A 23,887-nucleotide genomic window follows, 5' to 3' on the forward strand; every position below is an offset into this window, starting at 1 on the left:
AACAAAGGTTTCGCGGTTTATGAAACACCTGTCGCTTCGCTTCAAGCTCTATGGTCTGGTTATCTCACTGCTGCTGGTAATGGGCATCAGTATTGTGGTGACTGCCCAGTTATCACTTGGTTCGATGGAAGAGCGATTGTCCCGGGAAACCCGCGATACCGTGCAGAATATTGTCATGGACCAGCTGAGCGCAACGGCCGGGCAGTACGGTGAGTTGGTGACCGGCCTGTTCGAAACCGCCTACCAGACGCCGGAAGTGGTGCGCAGCCTGATCACCCGCAACATTGAAACGGACAGTTCCGGCCGCATCAGCCGCCGGGATCTTCAGGAAACCATCGGAACCATTCTGTCCGAACAGCAGCATTTAAGTTCCATCTACGCCCAGTTTGAACCTGACGCATACGATGGTATGGACATCTATTTCACCGACGGTGTAGAGGAACACAGCAGTGATGAAGGCACCCTGGAGATCTACTATTACCGTGATCCTCAGGGCAATGTGTTGTTCAGCCGCACCGAAGACCCGTCCACCAAGTACCTCGACAACCGGAACGAATTCGGCATTCGTGAAGCAGAGTGGTATCTGTGTTCCAGGGATTCCCTCAAACCCTGCCTGATGGAGCCTTACGAATACGAAATCGAGGAGGGATACTCTGAGCTGATGACCAGCCTGGTAGTGCCGATTCAGAACAACGGTGAGTTTGCCGGTGTGTCCGGTGTGGATATTAACCTGTCCACACTGCAAGCCACGATTGCTGGTGTCAGCCAGGCGTTGTTTGATGGTGAGTCCCGGGTGTCACTGTTAAGCGAGGGCGGGCTGATTGCCGCATCCAGCCATTACCAGTCCCACCTTGGCCGGCCATTACAGGAAGCCGTACCAGACCTGGCTGACGAATTTGTCCGCCTGCACCAGCGTGGCGGCCGGTTTGATGATGGGCAGACCCTGGCGGTGGCCTATCCGGTGGAAGTGCAGTTACCCGGCGCCGAATGGTCGTTGTTGATTGAATTGCCGCGCTCAGTGGCCCTGGCCAGTGTTGAGGAAATCACCGGTCTGTTGTCTTCCGAAGTGGCTGATACGGCGGCGCGGCAGACCATGGTGGGTGTGGTGGTGGTACTGATTGCCATTGCTGTGTTGATTCTGCTGGTGCGTTCAGTCACCCGGCCATTGGATGAAATTCGAGACCGGATGCGCAACCTGGCCAGCGCTGAAGGGGACCTTACCCGTGAACTTGATATAGACACCCACGCCGAGCTGATTGACCTGGCCGGTGGCTTCAACGCTTTCCTGGCTCGCCTGCGGGAAATGATCAATGACCTGAAAGAGGTCAATGCCCAGGTGCGAGGCCAGGCTGCAGACGTGGGCGCCATCGCCCGTGATACTGACGACCAGACGTCGCGACAGCATCAGGACATCGACAGCGTCGTCACCGCCATGAACGAGATGTCTGCCGCCGCGGGCGAAGTAGCAGGCTTTGCCGGTGAGGCTGCTGATAATGCCCGGGCCGCCCGGGATGGCATCCGGTTTACCCAGGATACCCTGGGCGCGGCGCTCAAGGGCGTCGATGCGCTGGCGGGAGATATGGAACAGGCCAGCTCCGCCATCGGCCACGTGGCACAGCGCAGCGAGGAGATTAACCGAATCCTGGAAGTGATTCGCGGCATTGCCGAACAGACCAACCTGCTGGCGTTGAATGCGGCCATTGAAGCGGCCAGGGCCGGCGAGCAGGGCCGGGGCTTTGCGGTGGTGGCCGACGAAGTGCGAACCCTGGCGTCGAAAACCCGGGAATCCACCGACGAAATCAGCGATATGATCGAACGCCTCAAAGGCGATGTGGACGGCGCGGTAACCGTCATCCAGGGTGGTGTTGAGCGAGCAACCACTGCGGTAGACGGCACTCGCGAAGCGGACCACTCACTGGCCACGGTGGTGGAGCGGATTGGTACCATTGTCGAGCATGTCACCCAGGTGGCCACGGCCGCCGAAGAACAGAGTTCGGTGAGCGAAGAGATCAACCGCAACCTGACCCAGATTGGCGATGCGGCCAACGATCTGCGGGAGCTCGCACAGCGGGTCCGCCAGAGCGGTGACGCGCTGGACGGCCAGGTGCAAGTGCTTGACCGGGAACTGGGCCGGCTGAAAACCTGATGACTTAACGCAGAGGGTTAGTATCGCCCCTTACTATCACAGCCATGAGAAGCATCAATTTTCAATTGTTGCTTCTCATGTCATCATTCAAACCAAGTATTGAACCATTCGTTTCACCCTGGGGCTCACCCGGATTCAGGAGGTTGTTATGGAGCAGGTCACTATTTATGGCCGTACAAGCTGTGGTTTTTGTGTTCGGGCGAGGGACCTGTGTGAATCCAGAAACATCCCGTACATCTGGATCGATATGATCGAGCGGGGAATGAGCAAGCAGGATATTGCCGACCAGATCGGCCGCCCTGTGTATACCGTGCCCCAGATTCTCGTCGGTTCCGAATACGTTGGCGGTTTCGATGATTTTTATGGCTACGTTCGCGACCATGAGGCCGCAACAGCACCCTGATTGCCATCCGTTTTCAGGTACAAAAAAAGCCCGGCTACCGTGAGGTGACCGGGCTTTTTCATGACGACCAGATCAGAGCTTGAACTCAGTCCTCAGCTTCTTCTCGACCAGCTGGTTTTTCAAGTGCGCAACCTTGGGCAGACCATTCTCGAATGGCGGGAAGCTCTCGCCCTCGATCAACGGCTGCAGGTAGTCCCGGCAATCCTGGGTAATGCCAAAGCCGTCATCGGTAATGTAGTGGATCGGCATTTTCTTTTCCTGGTTGGCCACTTCGCTCAGGTTGGCCTCACCAATGCTCCAGCGGTAGGGTTTCGCCTGCTCGCGAACGATGGTGGGCATCAGCGCCTGTTTGCCCGCTATTGCCATTTCCACTGCGGCCTTGCCTACGGTATATGCCTGCTCTACATCAGTGGCCGAGGCAATGTGCCGGGCGGCCCGCTGCAGGTAGTCAGCAACGGCCCAGTGGTACTTGTGTCCCAGGGCCTGTTTGACCATGTTGGCCAGTGCCGGAGCAACACCGCCCAGTTGGGTATGGCCAAAGGCATCCTTGGCACCGGCGTCGGCCACAAAGCGGCCGTCTTCGTACTGGGCACCCTCAGAGGCGACTACCACGCAGTAGCCGTAATCTTTCACGCACTGGTCGACCCGCTCCAGGAACTTCTCCCGGTTGAACGGAATTTCCGGGAACAGAATGATGTGCGGCGGCTGGCCTTCACCCTGGCCGGCCAAGCCACCAGACGCTGCAATCCAGCCCGCGTGCCGGCCCATTACTTCCAGGATGAACACCTTGGTGGAAGTTTCGCACATGGATTTGATGTCCAGGCTGGCTTCCAGGGTAGAGGTGGCAATGTACTTGGCTACCGAGCCAAAGCCCGGGCAGCAGTCGGTGAACGGCAGGTCGTTGTCCACTGTCTTGGGCACACCAATGCAGGTGATCGGATAACCCATTTTTTCACCAATCTGTGAGACCTTGTACGCCGTATCCTGAGAGTCGCCGCCACCGTTGTAAAAGAAGTAGCCGATGTCGTGGGCGCGGAAGACTTCGATCAGCCGCTCGTACTCGCGCTGGTTCTCGGAGATGTTTTTCAGTTTGTAGCGGCAGGAGCCAAAGGCGCCGCCCGGGGTGTGAAGCAGCGCGGCAATGGCGTCGTCTGATTCCAGGCTGGTGTCGATCAGCTCTTCTTTCAGGGCGCCGATAATGCCGTTACGACCGGCAAACACCTTGCCTATTTTATCCGTGTGCTTGCGTGCGGTCTGGATAACGCCACAGGCGCTGGCATTGATAACGGCGGTAACCCCGCCAGACTGGGCATAAAATGCGTTCTTGATAGCCATCTCGGGCTAAGGCCTCCTGCTGGTTCAACGATGGCGCAGATGATACGCCAAACACGGCGGTTTTTCATGAGCACATACCGGCTCTTGACCCCGCAGAAAGTATGGTAGAGGCTTGGCAGGTTTCAAACCGGAGGCAACACGTTAATGCACATACACATTCTGGGCATCTGCGGCACCTTTATGGGTAGCCTGGCGGTTATCGCCAGAGAGCTTGGCCATACCGTGACCGGCTCCGATCAGGGTGTTTACCCGCCCATGAGTACCCAGCTTGAGGCCCAGGGCATCGAGTTGATGCAAGGCTATCGGGTCGAGAATCTCGAGCCCAGACCAGATTTGGTGCTGATCGGCAATGCCATGTCCCGGGGCAATCCGGAAGTGGAAGCAGTGCTCAATCGCGGCATTGACTACATGTCTGGCCCCGAGTGGCTGGCCCGGGAAGTGCTCCGCCATCGTTGGGTGATGGCGGTTGCCGGCACCCATGGCAAAACCACCACCACCGCTATGCTGTTGTGGATTCTGGACCAGGCCGGGTTTGATGCCGGCTACCTGGTGGGTGGCGTGCCCCAGGATTTCCCGGTTTCGGCGCGCCTCGGTACCAGTGACTTTTTCGTGATTGAGGCGGATGAATATGACAGTGCGTTTTTCGACAAGCGTTCCAAGTTCATCCATTACCGCCCGAACACCCTGATTCTGAACAACCTGGAATACGACCACGCCGATATTTTCGACAGCGTGGAAGCCATCGAGCGCCAGTTCCACCACCTGGTGCGTACCGTGCCTTCCCAGGGGCTGATCATTCGCCCGGCGGTTGACAAGCACCTGGACAACGCCCTCGACATGGGCTGCTGGAGCCCGGTGCAGGATACCGCCATCGGCAGCGAGATCAGCCGCACCGCAGACTGGCGCGCTGAACTGCTGGCGGAGGATGGCAGCCGGTTCATGGTGATTCACCACGAGCAACCGGTGGCCACCCTGAAGTGGAATCTCACCGGCATGCACAATGTGCGCAACGCGCTCTCGGCCATCGCCGCTGCCCGCCATGTGGGTGTCACCCCGGACCATGCAGTGGCAGCCCTGTGCCGGTTCTCCGGCGTGAAACGACGCATGGAACTGGTGGGCGAAGTAGGCGGTGTGCGTGTGTATGACGATTTCGCTCATCATCCCACGGCCATCGCCCTGACGCTGGAAGGCTTGCGTAACCGGGTGGGGGATGAGGCGATATTGGCGATCATCGAACCCCGGTCCAACACCATGAAGCAGGGCGTGCATCAGCAAACCCTGATTCCCAGTGCCGCTGCCGCTGACCGGGTACTCTGGGGTAACCTCAGCGAGATGACCTGGCTGCCAGAACTGGTCGGGGGCTGGCGGGCTGAACACGGTGAGCTGGATCACCATGCCGTGGAAGATTCGGTCGAGGCACTGATTGCCCGGGCCCTGGAACAGCTGCCTGAAACCTGCCACATTGTGGTTATGAGCAATGGCGGCTTTGGTGGTATTCATCGCAAACTGGTTGCCGAACTGGAGAAACGTCGTGGCTGATAACTCGCCGGTCATCAATCTGGCCTTTACCGGTGCCTCTGGTGCCCAGTATGGGCTGCGACTGCTGCAATGCCTGGCAGCCAATGGCTGCCGGGTGAATGTGATGGTGAGCAAGGCTGCCCAGGTGGTAATCGCCACCGAGACAGAGTTCCGGCTGCCGGGTTCCAAGCCGGCCATGGTTGAGGCGTTCACGGACTATGCCAAGGCAAAGCCGGGGCAGGTGCAGGTGTTTGGCCGGGAAGAGTGGTTCTCGCCACCAGCTTCCGGCTCCGGAGAAAAGGCCCCGTTGGTGATCTGCCCCTGCAGCACAGGCACCCTGTCGGCGCTGGCGACCGGCGCCAGCAACAACCTGATCGAGCGGGCCGGCGATGTGGCGCTTAAAGAACGCCGCAAGCTGATCCTGGTGTTGCGGGAGACACCGTATTCCGAGGTTCACCTGGAGAATATGCTTAAACTGACCCGCATGGGGGCGGTAATCATGCCCGCCAGCCCTGGCTTCTACCATAACCCGCAATCCCTGGACGACCTGGTAGATTTCATGGTGGCGCGGATTCTGGATCACCTGGACCTGCCGCAAACTCTGGTACCCCGTTGGGGCGAGAGCGCGGACTGATGATCTGCGCCCGTCCGGGGCGATGGTTTTGGCCAAAGCGATTGATGGTTTTCACCATTGAGCGAAAACCCGCCCCGCCACAGACTTGCTGAACACAACGATAAACCAACCCGTTCACCGAGGTTCAGCATGATTCCACGTACTCTTTTCGACGCCGATCTTGAAGGCTTCCGGGACTCCGTCCGCAAATTCCTGGAGCAGGAAGCCGCGCCTTATCACGAGCAATGGGAAAAAGACGGCCAGGTCAGCCGCGAGCTCTGGCTGAAGGCGGGCGAGCTGGGCTTCCTGTGCCCGATGCTGCCGGAAGAGTATGGCGGTGTTGGCGCCGATTTCCGCTACTCGGCGGTCATCATGGAAGAAATCTCCCGGGCCGGTTTGTCTGGCATCGGCTGGGGGCTGCATTCCGATATCGTTGCGCCCTACATCCTGAACTACGGCTCAGAAGAGCAGAAGCAGAAATATCTGCCCAAAATGGCTTCCGGTGAAATGATCACCGCCATCGCCATGACCGAACCGGGCGCGGGTTCTGACCTTCAGGGCGTGAAAACCACTGCGATTCGCCAGGGCGACCACTACATTCTGAACGGCTCCAAAACCTTTATCACCAACGGCCAGTTGGCAGACCTGGTAATCGTTGTTGCCAAGACTGACCCCAAGGAAGGCGCCAAGGGCACCAGCCTTCTGCTGGTGGAAACCGCCTGGGAAGGCTTCGAGAAAGGCCAGAACCTGAACAAAGTAGGCATGAAGGCCCAGGATACCTCCGAGCTGTTCTTCCAGGATGTAAAAGTACCCGCAGACAACCTGCTGGGCGCCATGGAAGGGCAGGGCTTCTTCCAGCTGATGCAAGAACTGCCGGCGGAGCGCTTGCAGGTGGCGCTGACCGCTGTGGCGGCCGCCGAGGCTGCCTGGCAGTGGACTCTGGACTACGTGAAAGAGCGCAAAGCCTTCGGTAAACCGGTTATCGCGTTCCAGAACACCCGCTTCAAGCTGGCGGAACTGAAAGCCGAGATCACCGCCGCCCGCGTGTTTACCGACCGCTGCCTGGAGCTGCACCTGACCAAGAAGCTGGACATTCCCACCGCCGCCATGCTCAAGCAGCACACCACCGACCTGCAGTGCAAGGTGATGGACGAATGCGTGCAGCTGCACGGCGGCTACGGTTACATGTGGGAATACCCGATCGCCCGGGCCTGGGCAGACTCGCGGGTTCAGCGCATCTATGCCGGCACCAACGAAATCATGAAGGAAATCGTGGCCCGGTCGTTCTGATCGGAGCCCTGTAAGTGCAAGCCCCGGCACATTCCGGGGCTTGCCTGTTACCAAACTTTACAATTTGCCAAGCCTGTCAAGGTCTGCACCGATTACATCTCCTAAAGTAGCGGCACTAATAAAGATAAATGGTTGCCGCGATGAAACGCCTGATCACCCTTACTGTTCCTTTGCTGTCTCTTGTTATCGCCGGTTGCGGTGAAGAATCCGATCGCTTGCCGGTTGACGGGCGAGATTTCGATGGGGTTGATTACAGCGAGCCTGGGCCATATCAGGGGCGGGTGATTGACGGTTACCTCAACAATGCCCGAGTCTGGCTGGATATTGATGGTGATGGCCAATTCACCCCGGGCCCGCTGGAAGTGGAGTTGGCCAACGGCGCAGTGGTGACCCTCGACGAAGGCGAGCCCACGGCCATGAGTGGCGCGGGTGGCAGGTTCTCCATCGATATCTCGGCACTCAGCGTGGACCCATCCGTTGGGCCTGATCTGGACCCCAGGCATTACCCGCTTTACGCCCTGGCCATTCCCGGAAAAACCCTGGAGGAAACCTCCCGCGGCGACGCAGTTGTTGAGCAGGCTTACCTGATGTCGGCCAGCCCCGGCATCCGTAACGTGACACCACTGAGTACCCTGGCCCGGTTCCGCGCCGACGCCGCCCGCCGCAACAGCCTGAGCCCGGTCAATGAAAGCCAGTTAGCGGATCTGGATGGTCTGAATCTCTGGCAGGACTATATCGTTGCTGGTGATCATCGCGCCCACGCTTACGCCAGAGCCTTGGCTCGCTTCATGGCCAGCCAGATTCCGGATAGCTACAATGAAGTGCTCTCGCGCCCCGGCAGTGACGGTACCGAGCGGCAACTGAGTAGGGATGCCGTTTTCCTGTTGGGGTATTCCCTGGTACAGAATGCAGGCGATGTTATCGCCATCGTTGATGCGGCTGCGGCAGGCAATTACGAGAATCTGGACACCGATTCACTGGCATTGCCCAGCGTGCCAGTGGAGTTGGCCAATCCGGTGCTCTTGACCCGCCTGCAGGTATCGGCGGATTCCAGGCGTGGGCAGGATCTGCCCACCGGAACCTCGGATCTCGATATCTCGGCGGAACTGTTCTTTGATTACACCGAAGACGGCCGGCTGCTCTCTGTGTCCAGTCGTGGCTGCCTGGTGCCTTCCATGCCTGAGTTCGCCCGCCTGATTCAGGTGAATGGTTATATGGCGCAGTTGAAAACCCAGTGGCTGCCGTCAGCCTCTCTCTCCCGCCAAAGTCGGCAGCGCTATGAGGAAGAGGGCGAGGCCATCCACGAGCGAATTGTCTTCGATTGGGACAATCAGCAAGCGTACTTCGATACCGTAACCAGCTGCCACAAGCAAACCCTGGCGGTTTCTCCGGAAAGCTCAGAGCTGGACGGAACGCCGGAACTGTCCTGGAGCTGGAGCCAGGATGATGCCGGGGTGGAGTTGATTGAGCGCCTTGGCAGTGCGGGAGGTGAGCGGCGAACCTTCACGACACTGGCGGCCAACTCGCCATCGGAAGAGCTGGAAGCCGATGCGCCGGATTGGGTGACCGGTTACCGGGTACTGGCGGAGGAAGCGACGGAAGCAGAACTCAGTTTCACCACGCCCGATGACGCCTGCGAACCTGAAGGTACCGACCGAACACCGGTTGATGAGGCGGCACCCTATGTCACCCGACTATTCCCGTTTGATTACGCCGGCAATACAGAGGCCGCTAACAACTTCGGGCCCCGCGCCTATGAGTACGACGCCCGTGACGTGGACGGACTGGCCATAGAGCGATTGCTGAAACTGCCGTTCCTGGACACGGCAACGGCTAATCTCGATGGGGTCAGCCCCGGTGATGGCGCCTTCCAGTGGTCGCTCTATTACCCCCGGCTGGATGCCGACAGCCTGAACCCCGACCTGCCAAACCTGATCCAGACGGCGTACCTGCTGGATGTGACAACCGTGGCCGGTTGTGGTGCCCGGTTCCAGGATGCACCCAGAAATGCTTATGCCAGGGTGGATTATCAGTATCAGACCTTGTCGGATTACCTGGTGGGTTTGCTGGCGGAGTGATTTGAGCGTTGGTTGCACGGGCAACTTCGCTCTTGGCTCTACAGAAAGCATTACTCCTTGTTTGTGCCTGCTTCTTGACGTGCCTGGAACGCGTCACTGAATGCAGCGGCCAGTATTCCGGTCGGCATGGCAACAATGCCAATGCCTGAAATGGCCGTCAGGCTGGCGAAGAACTTACCTGCAGCAGTGATTGGCGTGACGTCTCCATACCCTACGGTTGTCAGTGTGGCTACGCTCCACCATAGAGCCCTGGGTATGCTTCCAAATTCTTCTGGCTGTAATTCAGCCTCGAACAGATAAAGAAAGGCGCTGGATACTAGTAAAAGAATAAACGCGATAGTTGCGCTCATGAGCAGCTCAAACTTGCGTCTGGCTGTAGCTTCCCAGAGCAGATCCCAGGCTTGAGTGAAGCGTCCGAGCCTGGATACCCGAAGTATTCTGAATATGCGGGTCAGCCTGATGTAGAAAGCCAGAGAATTGGAGACGAAAGGTGCCATGAATGATAGAAGTGCCAGTAAATCGAAAACGGCCCATCCGGATTTCATGTAGCGGAGTCGTCCAAATCTGCCAGAGTACTTTGGATTTTCCGGAGCGACATACACCCGAAGACCATACTCAATGACAAACAAGGCGAACAAAATCCGCTCTGATACCAGAAAAAGATACGGGTAGGCTTCTCTGATGGGGCGTTCGGTCTCAATGACCGCCAGGAAAACCGAGACAATAATTAGAATGCATATCGCAAAGTTGAAGGGGGAAAGCCCTTTACGATTCCACGCAGTGGCATCTACATACCTGTGTAGAGAAGTTGGTGCATTGTATTTTCCGGAAGTGCCTTTTGCTTTCCTGCTGAAGGTCTTGGGCAAAGGGAGTGGCTTGATGCTCTTTTTAAGTGGAGATTACCGGAGCAGCTTCTATGGGGCAAATAGCCTGAGCTGGGAGTGAGTCGATAAGAGTTGGCGGGGCTTAGTGCTGATTGAAATATGCTTTGGCTTAGTCGAGATATTCAGGAGGGCCAATAGGGCGGCATTTCAGAAACGGAAAAACCACCGATAACCTGAAGGTCGGTGTGATCGCTTGATTCTTGGGAGTTCGTTCTTGCCATTCCTGATGAAGGAATGGTGCCGAGGAGAGGACTTGCTAGAGCCTCTACTTAACTCCTAATAAACAGTGACTTGCGGGCCTCCTGCTTGGGCGTGTGTACCAGTAGGTTGTATGCCCGGAGACACAAGCATAGCGGCTGGTTAGGAATATGACAAAACTCTGTCAGGGTTTTGAATACCCCAAGCTCCGGAATCACCCCCCCGTACCCCTGCGATTGAGATGAGGCTGTGAGAGTTGACAGGTCTGGGACCGTCTACCTTTCTGTGCTGTTCTTGAACGAGTAGGCAGTTTCAGCTTTGCTTTGCATTTCATGCCATGTCCGCCACATTTGCCTTTCGCGCTCGAGAGCGAGGGGGGCAACCTTTCTCGGTCGGATGCTCTGGATGTCACTCTCGTCGATTGAAAAGATGTAACGGTCAGCATGTTCCACAATCATTTTTCTGATCTGCTGTGCATATGGTTTGCTCAGAACTGTTCCGCGTCGAGGGAGAGAGGAGCGAACTTGTGTGAACATCAGATGCTTAGGGCTCAGGGGAAGGAATATATTTCCGTTCGTGCGGTCCCAGCCACCATGAAAGTCATAGTTGCTATCATCAATGTAGTTGAGGCGGACAACGGGATCGTCGCTGGTTGGCCATGTCATACCTTCAGGCGCGTGAAGGATTGTCCATCTTTGAGAGAGCAACCGGGATACCGTGTGCGAAAGTAGATAACGGCATGACTCGATCCATAGTTTCCGACCGAGGATAGTCTCGACCTTGAGGAGACCGTCACCGCCGGGTCTGCGCTCAATGCTGACATTAAGGGGTACATTTAACCGGGGTGAAGGGGTGTCATTCGAGCCTGCCCCTGAAACTGGGACTCGTCGTTGGGCGGCTTGTTCCAATTTGTGTACGGCAGTTGACGTAACATCCTTGAGTAGCGGCTCCAGAGTGGAGCTTTGCCTCTCCATAAACTCCCTGAAGCGAGCTGGTGTTCGGACATCTTGAGCAACTGCAAACCTGATTAGGTCCCGCCAATGTTCAGGGGTCAACTGACGACCGTTTACCACCCGTGTTATTGCCTCCTCTGCGGGGCGCTCGAACTCTGAGTCTAACCACCGTTCAAACTCGTCCGTGTCTCCCTTTCCCGCGACGTGGTAGGTATAGAAGTGTTGGAGAAAGGCGATGCTTTTTAGTGATTGATCTTTCCAGAGCCGACAATTGTCATGGGGTACCATTAGTCGGTATGTGGGTATCTTTCCGTTTCGCATCCACTGCTTGAGATAGAGTTGAGGTACGTAGTGGTTGTCTTTTCGAAGTTGTGCTGTTGGTTCAGCCATGTTGTCAAGCAGCCCATGATGCGGGTCAGTAAGTTCGCGATATTGGTAGGTTGTCGTACTTACAATAGCTGCCTGAAGTGGTCAACTTCAACGGTTAAGGAGCTTGTGAGGTCGATGTGCCAGTGTGTCCTACCTGCTGTCTCAAAAGCCTATGTCTCCATGCGACCACCTGATACACGCCGAAAAGTAATTACTTGACAACCTATATGAGACAGGTGATAGTGAGACAACCTTAATGAGACATAAGGAATCTACTGCATGTTTGTCCGCGCTTATCTACGAGCCTCAACCGATGACCAGAATGCCGAGAGAGCGAGGGAGGAACTGACTGCCTTCGCTGAGGAGCACGGGCAACGCATCGCCTCGTACTACGTCGAGAACGTCTCAGGGGCGACGCTGGACCGCCCCGAGTTGCAGCGTCTGCTCAATGACTCACAGCCCGGAGACATCCTGCTTTTGGAACAGGTAGACCGCCTGACGAGGCTCAAGGATGAAGATTGGCAGCGCCTCAAGCGCCAGATCGAAGACAAGGGGCTTTCGGTGGTGGCCAAGGACCTCCCGACCTCCTACCAAGCGTTTGACGTGAAGGAAGGCCAAGACTTCATGCAGTCGATGTTGAAGGCAATCAATACGATGATGCTGGATATGCTGGCAGCCATAGCCCGCAAGGACTACGAGGATCGGCGCAAGCGTCAGGGGCAGGGCATTCAGAAGGCAAAGCAGGAAGGCAAGTACAGAGGGCGACAGGCGGACTCTAAGCGGCATCAGCGTGTTATCGAATTGCGGGATGCAGGGCATACCTTGAATGACATTGCCAAGCTTTCTGGATACTCCAAAGCGACCGTGTGCCGGGTGCTGGCAGATGCCAAAGAAGCCGTGTGAGCTGGTTATTTGATAACCCACACCTTAGGGATAAAGAACTGTTAGAGACTGCTTTACGTCTGATCCCCTGTCGTTTTAATTGCCGGGATTGTAAACTCACGCCGCGCCAACCTCACTGCGTCATTGACGCACTACGCCCTTGACACCGGAATCCCATGACAGCATTAGATGACCGGGTTCGTGCTCTCATAGCGCAGACCAAAAGCCAGACACCAATCACAATTCCGCTAAGCGACATTGAGCAGCACCGGACCTTCCAAAAGCGCGCCGCCAGTACTGAGGCCAATGTGCAGAGGAATGCCATTCGAGAGAAGGAAGTGGAGGTTGTCAAAAAGCTAACCGCCGACCTTTCAGCGAGGCCGGACCATCACGCAGAGCCGGTTACAGTTTGTGACGTAGAGGGGAGGCTCGTCTTGGTTGATGGTCACCATCGATATTCCAGTTACAGGGCGGCGCAACGTGACATTGTGCCTGCGCGGGTTATTGTGTGTTCGGAGTCAGAAGCGCACTTGCTGGCTACTGCTCTCAACACCTACAACGCTACGATTCCGCTGGGCAAGGAGGAGCGGAGCGAGATGGTCTGGCGCGAAGTGGTCAGACTCCACGACGGCAAAGAATGGGCTGCGGGCTTGTCGGCACGAAAGCTGGCCGGACTGATGGGGATGGGAAGTCCCAAAACAGTGGATCGCATGGTCAGCGCTAGGGTGGAGCTGGACGGCGAAGCCGATCAAATGACCTGGAAGCAAGCCCGCCAGTCCAAGCAGGAACGAACTTACTCAGCGACTGAACGCCTTGTCGGATGGCTCACCACATTGGAAAAGATCAACGCAGAGGAGCCCCACGAGCAGGAGGTTCTGATTGAGCTATTCAGGACATGGAACAAGGAATACATCTCGAAGGAGGAGCTGGCGGAGCGCTTCGCCCCGTACCTTGAGAGTCCCAAAGCTTTCCAGAAGTACCTTGAGGCAGACATGGGCGAGTTTTAAGGAGCGAGGGCGGCGCTGCGTCACCCTCACTGCGTCATTGACGCATTACCGATGGCTACTTGTCCCAGTCGTCCGGTGACGGTATGAGTTTTACTAGATCATAGAATGTCGGGATATCAGCAGGTCCGTAGCGACCATGCACATCCTGAGCTTTGTGACCTGTCAGGACGCGCCTATCGTCACCGTCAATTTTAGCGCGGCGACACTCCGAGACTAGCCAGTGACGGAAGCTGTGATTCGGACTCAGTCTATCCCAGTCAGCGTTCGGCAGTTGCGCTTTGATCCAGTCACGCAGTTTGTTCGCTGGTGTCTTCGCCCTATCGCCGTTCTGGTCAGCCCACTCACCGGGGAATAGATACTCCTCGCCCTCGGGAAGTGATCGCCAGTAATCAAGGAATCCTTCTTCAATGATTGCCGGATGAAGTGGGACAGTGCGCGTGGAGCTGTGAGTCTTGACGCGCTTGGCGCTGGTTGCGCCTGTGCTGGCCTGAATGTTGATGTAGGTCATACCCTGCGTGAATCGCACGTCATTACGACCAAGCCATAGCAGTTCACTGATGCGCGCCCCGGTATACGCCGCCAGCCACGGAACCCAGCGTCTGACATTGGCTGTTTCTGGTCGCACCCTCGCGCCTTGCTTCATGCGTGACGCTTCCAGCAGTGTCCGTACCTGTTCCCGGCTATAGCCTGTGATGACTGATTTAGTTGCTTCTAAGGATATTTTGTAGGTTGGGTCACTGGTCAGGCGCTCCCGGTCGATGGCGAACTTGTAGATGACCGAGAGTGACGCGATGTAATTATCTTTGACGGTCTTCGGTGATAAAGGTTTGCCCTTAGGCGTGGCATTCTTGTCACCCGCCAACAAGGCATCGGCGAACGCTCTGACATCCTTGCGCGTGACTTGCGCGGCAGCCTTTCCATCAAAGAAGTCGTGTGCTCGCCGGATATAGGTTGACCACCCATCCCGAGTCCGCGCTGCCAGCCTAGGTGTCACTTTGACATAGTCGGCGAACAGTTCCGGCAACGTGGCCGGTTCTTGCAGTGTCGCCTCGTTCGCATAGGCTGGAGCCCGCCAGCTAGTGTCGCCGTGTAGTTGTGAGTCGGCCCCGGCGTAGGCTTCAAGCTCTGCCTTGAACACTTCAATGCCCAAGCTATCCCTTATGCGGTCATTCGGCTTCAGCCCGTGGCGATCGAGGATGGGTTGCACGGCCTTCAAGCCCCATTCAGTGGCACGCCGTGACTGCGCCTGGTGAAACTCCATCTTGCTCACGCCGGATGGTAGATTCCGGTCTAGCGTTTCTGTCAGCCGTTCACGGGCAATGCTGAAAGTGCTGGAGTCCCAGTTCTGCTTAATAGCATCAGCTTTGATTTCTGACAGCCGCTCTCTCAGGTATTCGCCGGACAGGGCTTGTACGTCTGACACATCCATAGTGAGAGAGCGATGGGCTTTCGTGATGATCTGGTCAATCTCAGCGCAGACAATGGGAGCCAGTCGCCGGGCTTCCTTTGGGCATGTTGTGCCTAGTGAGCGCTTGATTTCTGTTTGACCAACAACGGCTTTGAGTTCTTTGGGGACGCGCTTACGAACCCAGTACTTGGCGCTGTTTTTAGGACGGTATGGGGAGCACATGCGTAGACTCACGATTGACCCTGTGTACCAGTTATGTGTACCAGCGAGGTCCGTAAGTTACTGTTCTCAGGGTAAGTATCTAATTCGGAAGGCCATTCAAGAAGAATGGTGCCGAGGAGAGGACTTGAACCTCCACGGGGTTGCCCCCACTAGCACCTGAAGCTAGCGTGTCTACCAATTTCACCACCTCGGCAGGTGATTTGCAAAATCGCTGTTAGTTTGTTGAAAACCTAGCGTTTTGCCAGTGTTGAGGCGTTGCCCCTCAACCGATGGCGCGTACTTTAATAATTCCCCCGAACGCTGTCAAATATTTTTTCAAAAATCTTTTTGCCGTATTTATGCCTATAAATCAGCCCGCGGTTAGGCAGGTACCGCCTACCGACGTTATACTGCTGGAATAATGAATTCCGCCGCAGTGTTTGCGGCCTGATAACAAGGATCCGAATGGTTTCCAGGAAGAAAGAAGGACGGGATCCTCACGCTGAACGTGAGGCCCAGAAGTATGAAAACCCCATCCAGAGCCGGGAGTTTATTCTCAAGCACCTGAAAGAGCGCGGTGCGCCGGCCACTCATGAAACGTTGTGCCAGGAACTGGGGCAAACGTCCGAGGAAGGTATCGAGGCGTTGCGGCGACGGCTGATTGCCATGTGCCGTGATGGCCAGTTGATCTGTAACCGCCGGGATGCGTTCCTGCCCATTGAAGAGGCGGATCTGGTCACGGGTAAGGTGACTGGGCACAAAGATGGCTTCGGGTTCCTGATTCCCGATGACGGCGGCTCAGACCTGTTCCTCACCGCGCGCCAGATGCGCCAGGTGTTTCATGGTGACCGGGTGGCTGCCCGGGTGGACCGCGTGGATGATCGTGGTCGCCGTGAAGGGGTAATTGTCGAGGTTCTGGAGCATCGCACCAGTCAGACGGTTGGTCGCTTCTTCAAGGAGAGTGGCATTGCATTTGTGGTGCCCGAGAATGCCCGCATCAATCACGAGATTCTGGTGCCGGATGAGCACGCCGGTAAGGCTGTGCACGGCCAGTACGTGGTGGTGGAAATTCTGCGCCAGCCCACCGTGCGCACCCAGCCGACAGGGCGTATTGTTGAAGTTCTCGGGGAGCATATGGCTCCGGGGATGGAAATCGACGTAGCAATCCGCTCTTACGAGATTCCACACAGCTGGCCAACCGCCGTGGGCGAGCAGGCGGCGGGCATTCCCGAAGAGGTTGCCGAGAAAGACAAGGCGAACCGGGTGGATATCCGTAACATGCGGCTGGTCACCATTGATGATGAAACCGCCCGTGATTTTGATGACGCCATCTACTGTGAGCCCCGGCCCCGTGGCGGTTACCGGCTGGTCGTGGCCATTGCGGATGTGTCGCACTATGTACGCCCTGGCTCGCCGTTGGATGAGGAGGCGATTCGCCGGGGTAACTCGGTGTACTTCCCGGACCACGTGGTGCCCATGTTGCCGGAGAAGCTCTCCAATGGATTGTGTTCGCTAAACCCGGGTGTTGATCGATTGTGTATGGTGGCGGATATGACCATCAGCGCAGCCGGTAATATCAGTGGCTACACCTTCTACCAGGCGGTTATGCGCAGCCATGCCCGGCTGACCTATAACAAGGTCAGTGCCATGCTGGAGCACCCGGACTCGGAGCAGGGGTACAAGCTGTCGGCCCATTACGCCGATTTGCTGCCGCATCTGCATAACCTCTATGAGCTTTATAAGCTGCTACGCCGTGCCCGGACTGAGCGTGGAGCGATTGATTTCGAGACCACCGAGACCAAAATCGTTTTTGATGCCGAGCGCAAGATTGAGGAAATCGTGCCGGTGCACCGCAACGATGCCCACAAGATCGTAGAAGAGTGCATGCTCTGCGCCAACGTGGCCACGGCCCGGCTGTTGAAAAAGCATCAGGTGCCGGCGCTTTACCGGGTGCACGATGGGCCCTCTGAGGAACGTCTGAATAACCTGCGCTTGTTCCTGGGTGAGCTCGGTTTGCAGTTAGGGGGCGGTGACAAGCCAACCTCCGGGGATTACCAGCAGCTGTTGGCCCAGGTTGCCGACCGTCCGGATGCCAATGTGATCCAGATGGTGATGCTGCGTTCCCTCAGTCAGGCGGTATACAGCCCGGAAGAAGCTGGCCATTTTGGTCTGGGCTTTCCCAGCTATACCCACTTTACCTCGCCCATTCGCCGGTATCCGGACCTGATCGTTCATCGGGCCATCAAGTCCCGGATTCACAATCCTGAAGTTCAGAAAGACGTGGTGTCGCCGAAAAGCCACGATCCGGAGCTGGCGGTGTATCCCTACGACTATGCCCGTATGGAACAGCTGGGTGAGCATTGTTCGATGACCGAGCGCCGAGCCGACGATGCCACCCGTGACGTGATGGCCTGGCTCAAGTGCGAGTTCCTGCGGGATCACGTGGGCGAGGAGCACGATGGTGTGATTGCGGCCGTCACACCCTTCGGTTTCTTCGTCGAACTGTCGGATATCTATATTGAGGGGCTGGTGCACGTGTCCACCCTCAGTGGCGATTACTTTCACCACGATTCCGCCAAGCACCGCCTGATCGGTGAGCGCACCGCGGTGAGCTTCCGGTTAGGGGATGAGGTTCGCGTCAGGGTTGTTCGGGTAGGGCTGGAAGATCGCAAGATCGATCTGGAACTGGTCAGTACGCCCAGAAAGCGGACAGCAGATCGTGACGCCCTGGACATGTCCAAACGCGAGACCCGCGGTAAAGGTGATCGTGCCGGTAAGGGCGGAAAGGGTGGAAAGCGCGGTAAATCTGCCAAGCCTGAGAGTGCCAAGGAGAAGCTGGCAGCCGAGGCGGCCAGGGCGGCGTCCCGAAAAGGTGGCAGGGGTAAGCCCTCTGCCGGCGGTAAAGCCCGTAAGCCCCGAAAGTAAACCGTTTCACAGGAAATAAGCGTCAGTGTCACAGGAATATGTATTTGGCTGGCATGCCGTCGATGCCGTTCTCAAGCGGGAACCGGAGCGCCTGCAGCAAGTCTGGATTCAGACCGGGCGGCAGGATAAGCGGGTTAAATCGGTTACCGACACCCTGGATAGCCTGGGTGTGCGTTGGAAGGTGGTGCATCGTCGTGAGCTGGATGAGCGGGTCGCCGGTGTTCACCAGGGTATTGTTGCCGCCGTGGCGGAAAGCCGTGAGTGGACCGAAGCGGACTTGCTGGCCCAGCTGGCCGCCAGTGGCAAACCACCATTCCTGCTGGTGCTGGACGGGGTGACCGACCCGCACAACCTCGGTGCCTGTATGCGTACGGCAGATGCCGTGGGAGTGCAGGCGGTGATTGTGCCCAAGGACAAATCCGCTTCGCTGACCCCGGTGGCCCGAAAGGTTGCCTGTGGTGCGGCGGAGACCGTGCCGTTTGTTCGGGTGACCAACCTGGCTCGCTTCCTGCGCGAGCTCAAGGAACTCGGCGTTTGGCTGATTGGTACGGCCGGAGAGGCGAGTGCAAACCTGTATCAGGCAGACTTCAAGGGGCCGGTGGCCCTGGTGATGGGCGCCGAGGGTAAGGGTATGCGCCGTTTAACCCGGGAACACTGCGACCAGTTGATCAACATTCCCATGCTGGGGCATGTCGATAGCCTGAACGTGTCGGTGGCGACCGGAGTTTGCCTGTATGAAGCCCTGCGCCAGCGGCTCGGTTAAGTCTTGCACAACACCGCCCATACGCCTAGAATACGTGACCCCTTTTCCAAGGGGTGGTTTTGTATTGCCTGAATGCAGGCAGGCAGAACCTGGCTTTTGATCGGGTCTTTATATTTAAGGCCTTGTTGATAAAAGCAAAAAGAAGCCGGCAGCTTTGCTGTCACCTCCTTGCTTTCGTGCTCGGGAACGGGGCTTAACCGCGCCCGCCGCAGAAGAAAGCTGTTTAAACCGTAGGGAGAACTCATGCGTCACTACGAAATCGTTTTTATGGTACATCCGGATCAGAGCGAGCAGGTGCCCGCAATGATCGAGCGTTATACCAGCGTCATCACTGAAGATGGCGGCAAGGTACATCGCCTGGAAGATTGGGGCCGTCGTCATCTGGCTTACCCGATCAACAAGATTCACAAGGCTCACTACGTGCTGATGAACGCTGAGTGTTCACAAGCCGCTATGGACGAGCTGACTCATAACTTCCGGTTCAACGATGCCATCATCCGTGACCTGATTCTGCGTCGCGATGAGGCTGTTACCGACATGTCTCCGATGAAAGCTGCCGAGTCCCGTGAGGACCGTCGTTCCGGCGGAGACGATCGTCCGCGTCGTTCAGCTGACTCTGAAGATCGTCAGAGCGCATCCCAGGACGAAGAAGAGTAATCAACCGGAGTTAGGAGTTACGTTATGGCTCGTTTTTTCAGACGTCGTAAGTTCTGCCGCTTCACGGCAGAAGGTGTGAAAGAGATCGATTACAAAGATCTGGACACCCTGAAAGGCTACATCACTGAAACCGGCAAAATCGTGCCCAGCCGTATCACCGGCACCAAAGCACGTTATCAGCGTCAGCTGGCTACCGCTATCAAGCGTGCCCGCTACCTGGCACTGCTGCCGTATACGGACAGCCACGACCACTAAGCACAGATAGACAGGACCCGGGACCATGCGTGCACTGGCACAATATGTAATGCGCGGTCCCCTGCAGGCTGGCGGGGTTGCAGCAGTTACCACTGCAGTGCCCCTGTTGTTCTGGATTGGCGCAGCGGTTATTGGCCTGGTCATTCTCAGACTGGGCATCCGGCAGGGGTTGAATATCGGCCTCTGGGCATTAATGCCGGCGTTGGGCTGGGCCGTTTACGGCCAGGATCCAACGTCACTGGTGGTACTGCTGCAGGTGATGCTGATGGCATCCATCCTGCGAACAACCCTGGCCTGGGAGAAAGCACTGTTGTCGGGTGCTTTTCTGGCGATATTGAGCGGGTTGATGTTGCCCGTCATGTATCCGGCACTGCTGAACGATCTGGTTCAGACCGGTGTCAGCTTTTACGAGCAGTACAACGCCGAAGTGGCCCGGTCATTGGGCAGCGATCTTGAGCTGATCATCCGGGACACCATGAACGCCAGTATGGCTGGCACTTACTTCGCGACAGCGGTTGGTATGACCATGCTGGCGAGGGCTTGGCAGGCGGGGCTCTATAACCCCGGCGGATTCCGCAAGGAATTCCATGCCCTGAGGTTGTCGCCGGCCATTGCGGTGGTTTGTGCACTCACCATGGTGATTGGCCCGGTGTTGGGGCTCAATTCCATGCTGTTGGCCTGGGCAGCGGGTACGCCGCTGTTCATCGCTGCGCTGGGGTTGGTTCACGGTGTTGTTGGTCGTAAGCAGTTGAGCGGTAACTGGCTGGCCATGTTTTATCTGGCGCTGGTATTGCTGGGTCCGAGTCTGATGTTGCTGTTATTGGTTCTGGCTTTTGTGGATAGCTGGCTGGATATCCGGGGGCGTATACAACCCGCCGGGCCAGCTGAATAAAGCACGAAGAGGTTAACGAGATGGAAGTTATTCTGCTCGAGAAAGTAGCAAACCTTGGCTCCCTGGGTGACAAGGTAAAGGTTAAGGCCGGTTACGGTCGTAATTTCCTGCTGCCGTACGGCAAAGCTGTTCCTGCCACGGCCGCAAACGTACAGGCGTTCGAAGAGCGTCGCGCTGAGCTGGAAAAAGCGGCTGCTGAGAAGCTGGCTGCTGCCCAGGCCCGTGCCGAAGCTCTGGAAGGTGCATCCTTCACCATTACCTCCAAGGCTGGTGACGAAGGCAAGCTGTTTGGTTCTATCGGTGTTCGTGACATCGCAGACGTGGTTTCTGCCGGTGGCACGGAAGTCGAGAAGAGCGAAGTTCGTCTGCCGGAAGGTCCTATCCGGACCACTGGCGAGTTCGAGATCGAACTGCAGCTGCACTCAGACGTAGAAGTAACCATCAAGCTGGCGGTTGTTGCCGAGTAATCGGTCATCGTTGATTGATGTAAGCATGGAGTGTTGAAGCCAACGGCTTGAGCATTCTGAGACGGGCCCGAGCCGGAAACGGTTTCGGGCCCGTTGCTTTCTGGTATTCTTGTTTCCTGTTATTCAATTCAACGTTGTCTGGTGTTTATGGCCAATCCCACTTTGAAACCTGCATCCATTGATCCGGAAACCAGCCGTATCAAGGTTCCGCCCCATTCTGTTGAAGCGGAGCAGGCGGTGCTCGGTGGTTTGATGCTGGATAACCGGCGTTTTGATGAAGTCTCCGAGATCATTTCTGCTGCTGACTTTTACCGCCAGGACCACCGGTTGATTTTTGGTGCCGTGGAGCGCCTCGCCAGTGAAAGTGAACCCCTGGATGTGGTTACCCTGGCCGAGTTTCTGGAGCGTGCCGGTGACATTGAAGATGCCGGTGGCTTGTCGTATCTGGCCGAGCTGGCAGAGAAAACGCCGGGTGCGGCGAACATCCGTGCCTATGCCGAGATTGTCCGTGAGCGTTCGGTGCTTCGAAAACTGGTGGAGGTCTCTGGCCAGATTTCCGACTCTGCGTTCAATCCCCAGGGGCGAAAGAGTAGCGAGATTCTGGACGAGGCCGAGCGCAGCGTATTCCAGATCGCCGAATCCCGGTCGAAGGAAGGCTCTGGCCCCAAGGCAATCAATCCCATTCTGGCGACAACGCTGAGCCGTATTGAAGAGCTGTTTGAATCCGGTGAACAGACCACGGGTTTGACTACGGGCTTCCGGGATCTGGATGACCAGACCTCCGGTATGCAGCCAGCGGACCTGATTATCGTTGCAGGCCGGCCCTCCATGGGTAAGACCACCTTCGCCATGAACATTGTCGAGAACGCTCTGATCAGTACCGGCACGCCGATACTGGTGTTCAGTATGGAAATGCCGGCAGACGCTCTGGCCATGCGTATGCTGTCTTCCCTGGGGCGGATAGACCAGACCAAAGTCCGGAGCGGTAAGCTGGAGGAAGATGACTGGCCTCGGCTGACCTCTGCGGTGAGCCTGCTCAAGGACAAACCCCTCTATATTGACGATACGCCGGGCCTGAGCCCGACGGAGATGCGGTCACGGGCACGGCGGATTGCCAGGGAAAATGGCGGCAAAATCGGCCTGATCATGGTCGACTACCTGCAGTTGATGCGGGTGCCTGGCAATACCGAGGGCAGGACGGCAGAGATTTCGGAAATATCGCGATCCCTGAAGGGTATCGCCAAGGAGCTGAGCTGCCCGGTGGTGGCGCTGTCACAGCTTAACCGTAGCCTGGAGCAGCGGCCCAACAAGCGGCCGGTGAACTCGGATCTGCGGGAATCCGGTGCGATCGAGCAGGATGCCGACGTTATCATGTTCGTATACCGGGATGAGGTCTACAACGAAGACACCCAGGATAAGGGCATCGCGGAAATTATTATTGGTAAGCAGCGGAATGGTCCTATCGGCACCATTCGCCTGGCGTTCATCGGTAAATACACCAAGTTTGAAGATCTGGCCCACGGCGATTACAGCGATTACGGTGGTGATTATTAATGCCACGCAGTACCGTTGCCCGCGTTGACCTGGATGCTCTAAGGCATAATTATCGGTTGGCTCAGGCCAGGGCCGGTGGCGCGCGTGCCATGGCAGTGGTCAAGGCGGATGGTTATGGCCACGGAATTGTTAACGTTGCCCGGGCCCTGGCCGGCGAGGTCGAAAAATTTGCCGTAGCCTGTATTGAGGAAGCGCTGGCAATCCGGAGCGTCGGCCTCGGGCAGCCCGTCGTGTTGCTGCAGGGCGTGCATACCCCTGACGACTTGCGTGATTGCGTACAGCATGGTTTTGAGCCCGTGATGCATTGCCACGGGCAACTTGACTGGCTGGCCGCGGGCCCAAACCCCCGATTCTGGCTGAAAGTGAACTCTGGCATGAACCGTTTGGGGTTTCGCCCGGAAGAACTGGATTCCGTGGTTGCCGCCTTGGGGCCGTCAGCGACGACGGGGCCATTGCTGGGGTTTGTTACCCATTTCGCCTGTGCTGATGACCTCACCAGCGATATGACCGATCATCAAACCCGTTTGTTTGAGAACGCCACGGCTGCCTGGCCAGCGTTAATGCGCAGTGTCGGCAATTCTGCGGCCCATTTTCGGCCGGGCCAGCCGCTCTATGATTGGAGTCGGCCCGGTATCATGCTGTACGGGGCCTCGCCCATGATCGGCAAGACCGGCCCGGATTTGGGACTGCGGCCAGTGATGACTCTTGAGGCGCCATTGATCAGCACGCGGGTTGTTCGCGCCGGAGAATCCGTGGGTTACGGTGCAAGTTGGGTGGCTCAGGAGGATACCCGAATGGGTATGGTGGCCATCGGGTATGGTGATGGTTATCCTCGCCATGCCGGTACCGGAACGCCGGCAGCCATTCGTGGCAAGCGCGTTCGCCTGTTGGGCCGGGTATCCATGGATATGCTGGCAGTCGACCTGACAGGTGCACCAGAGGCCCGTGAAGGCGATCCGGTGGAGCTGTGGGGTACGACGGTCAGCGTCGACGAAGTCGCAAGCTGTGCCGGTACCATAGGCTACGAGCTGCTGACCGGCGTTACCGCAAGGGTGCCCAGGGTCTGCGAGTAAAAGGCAGGCCCTCAGG

20 protein-coding genes and 1 tRNA gene are annotated in these 23,887 nt (G+C 57.1%); 16 read left to right on the top strand and 5 right to left on the bottom strand.

Annotation, left to right across the window (positions count from 1 at the left end):
• Nucleotides 1-19 precede the first annotated feature (19 nt).
• Nucleotides 20-2,146 carry a methyl-accepting chemotaxis protein gene (locus tag QUE75_RS04825; RefSeq protein WP_286254019.1) on the top strand — a complete coding sequence of 709 codons (2,127 nt, stop codon included), beginning with the start codon at nt 20-22 and terminating at the stop codon, nt 2,144-2,146.
• Between the two features lie 148 nt (nt 2,147-2,294).
• Nucleotides 2,295-2,549: a GrxA family glutaredoxin gene (locus QUE75_RS04830; RefSeq protein WP_286254021.1), complete on the top strand. Its 255-nt coding sequence runs from the start codon at nt 2,295-2,297 to the stop codon at nt 2,547-2,549.
• Between the two features lie 72 nt (nt 2,550-2,621).
• Here QUE75_RS04830 and QUE75_RS04835 read toward each other — a convergent pair whose 3' ends face one another.
• On the bottom strand, nt 2,622-3,884 hold the full coding sequence (locus tag QUE75_RS04835; protein WP_061333038.1) for a 6-phosphofructokinase: 1,263 nt from the start codon (nt 3,882-3,884) through the stop codon (nt 2,622-2,624).
• A 144-nt stretch (nt 3,885-4,028) separates the two neighbouring features.
• Here QUE75_RS04835 and mpl point away from each other — a divergent pair, with 144 nt between their 5' ends.
• The 4 genes from mpl (at nt 4,029) to QUE75_RS04855 (ending at nt 9,383) form a co-directional block, all read left to right on the top strand.
• Nucleotides 4,029-5,423, top strand: coding sequence for a UDP-N-acetylmuramate:L-alanyl-gamma-D-glutamyl-meso-diaminopimelate ligase (gene mpl / locus QUE75_RS04840; protein WP_286254023.1), 1,395 nt, complete (start codon nt 4,029-4,031; stop codon nt 5,421-5,423).
• Entirely contained in the window at nt 5,416-6,036 is a 621-nt protein-coding gene (locus QUE75_RS04845; RefSeq protein WP_106693414.1) for a flavin prenyltransferase UbiX, read from the top strand. Before mpl ends, QUE75_RS04845 begins: the two co-directional genes overlap by 8 nt.
• Before the next feature lie 129 nt (nt 6,037-6,165).
• Complete coding sequence (locus tag QUE75_RS04850; protein WP_106693416.1) at nt 6,166-7,305, top strand: acyl-CoA dehydrogenase family protein; 1,140 nt, start codon at nt 6,166-6,168, stop codon at nt 7,303-7,305.
• Between the two features lie 140 nt (nt 7,306-7,445).
• Nucleotides 7,446-9,383: a hypothetical protein gene (locus QUE75_RS04855; protein WP_286254027.1), complete on the top strand. Its 1,938-nt coding sequence runs from the start codon at nt 7,446-7,448 to the stop codon at nt 9,381-9,383.
• Nucleotides 9,384-9,433: 50 nt separating this feature from the next.
• Here QUE75_RS04855 and QUE75_RS04860 read toward each other — a convergent pair whose 3' ends face one another.
• Together QUE75_RS04860 and QUE75_RS20590 are read right to left on the bottom strand one after the other, a co-directional pair.
• Nucleotides 9,434-10,249, bottom strand: a complete 816-nt coding sequence (locus QUE75_RS04860) for an ion transporter (protein ID WP_286254029.1) — start codon at nt 10,247-10,249, stop codon at nt 9,434-9,436.
• 491 nt (nt 10,250-10,740) lie between these two features.
• Nucleotides 10,741-11,808: a DUF4238 domain-containing protein gene (locus tag QUE75_RS20590; protein WP_396631689.1), complete on the bottom strand. Its 1,068-nt coding sequence runs from the start codon at nt 11,806-11,808 to the stop codon at nt 10,741-10,743.
• A 258-nt stretch (nt 11,809-12,066) separates the two neighbouring features.
• On the opposite strand from QUE75_RS20590, the gene QUE75_RS04865 reads away from it, so the two are divergent.
• Nucleotides 12,067-12,690, top strand: coding sequence for a recombinase family protein (locus tag QUE75_RS04865; RefSeq protein WP_286254033.1), 624 nt, complete (start codon nt 12,067-12,069; stop codon nt 12,688-12,690).
• 155 nt (nt 12,691-12,845) lie between these two features.
• A complete protein-coding gene (locus QUE75_RS04870) occupies nt 12,846-13,676 on the top strand; it encodes a ParB N-terminal domain-containing protein (protein ID WP_286254035.1) in 831 nt (276 codons plus the stop codon).
• Between the two features lie 55 nt (nt 13,677-13,731).
• On the opposite strand, the gene QUE75_RS04875 is transcribed toward QUE75_RS04870, so the two are convergent.
• Both QUE75_RS04875 and QUE75_RS04880 read right to left on the bottom strand, forming a co-directional pair.
• Nucleotides 13,732-15,318 (bottom strand): site-specific integrase, encoded by a 1,587-nt coding sequence (locus QUE75_RS04875; protein WP_286254038.1) that lies wholly within the window; start codon nt 15,316-15,318, stop codon nt 13,732-13,734.
• Between the two features lie 94 nt (nt 15,319-15,412).
• A tRNA-Leu gene (locus tag QUE75_RS04880) sits at nt 15,413-15,499 on the bottom strand.
• Nucleotides 15,500-15,750: 251 nt separating this feature from the next.
• Between QUE75_RS04880 and rnr the strand changes: the two genes are divergently transcribed.
• The 8 genes from rnr (at nt 15,751) to alr (ending at nt 23,871) form a co-directional block, all read left to right on the top strand.
• Complete coding sequence (gene rnr / locus QUE75_RS04885) at nt 15,751-18,210, top strand: ribonuclease R (RefSeq protein WP_286254040.1); 2,460 nt, start codon at nt 15,751-15,753, stop codon at nt 18,208-18,210.
• 25 nt (nt 18,211-18,235) lie between these two features.
• Nucleotides 18,236-18,973, top strand: coding sequence for a 23S rRNA (guanosine(2251)-2'-O)-methyltransferase RlmB (gene rlmB / locus QUE75_RS04890; protein WP_058092239.1), 738 nt, complete (start codon nt 18,236-18,238; stop codon nt 18,971-18,973).
• A 243-nt stretch (nt 18,974-19,216) separates the two neighbouring features.
• On the top strand, nt 19,217-19,630 hold the full coding sequence (rpsF, locus tag QUE75_RS04895; RefSeq protein ID WP_061333280.1) for a 30S ribosomal protein S6: 414 nt from the start codon (nt 19,217-19,219) through the stop codon (nt 19,628-19,630).
• 24 nt (nt 19,631-19,654) lie between these two features.
• Nucleotides 19,655-19,885: a 30S ribosomal protein S18 gene (rpsR, locus tag QUE75_RS04900; protein WP_008937282.1), complete on the top strand. Its 231-nt coding sequence runs from the start codon at nt 19,655-19,657 to the stop codon at nt 19,883-19,885.
• A 25-nt stretch (nt 19,886-19,910) separates the two neighbouring features.
• Complete coding sequence (locus tag QUE75_RS04905; protein ID WP_058092237.1) at nt 19,911-20,777, top strand: hypothetical protein; 867 nt, start codon at nt 19,911-19,913, stop codon at nt 20,775-20,777.
• Between the two features lie 20 nt (nt 20,778-20,797).
• On the top strand, nt 20,798-21,244 hold the full coding sequence (gene rplI, locus QUE75_RS04910) for a 50S ribosomal protein L9 (RefSeq protein WP_058092236.1): 447 nt from the start codon (nt 20,798-20,800) through the stop codon (nt 21,242-21,244).
• A 147-nt stretch (nt 21,245-21,391) separates the two neighbouring features.
• The gene (gene dnaB / locus QUE75_RS04915; RefSeq protein ID WP_058092235.1) at nt 21,392-22,798 is read left to right on the top strand and encodes a replicative DNA helicase; all 1,407 of its coding nucleotides are present in this window, start codon (nt 21,392-21,394) and stop codon (nt 22,796-22,798) included.
• Nucleotides 22,798-23,871: an alanine racemase gene (alr, locus tag QUE75_RS04920; RefSeq protein ID WP_286254053.1), complete on the top strand. Its 1,074-nt coding sequence runs from the start codon at nt 22,798-22,800 to the stop codon at nt 23,869-23,871. Before dnaB ends, alr begins: the two co-directional genes overlap by 1 nt.
• Nucleotides 23,872-23,887 lie beyond the last annotated feature (16 nt).

The organism is Marinobacter shengliensis (assembly GCF_030297115.1).
Taxonomy (GTDB): domain Bacteria; phylum Pseudomonadota; class Gammaproteobacteria; order Pseudomonadales; family Oleiphilaceae; genus Marinobacter; species Marinobacter shengliensis.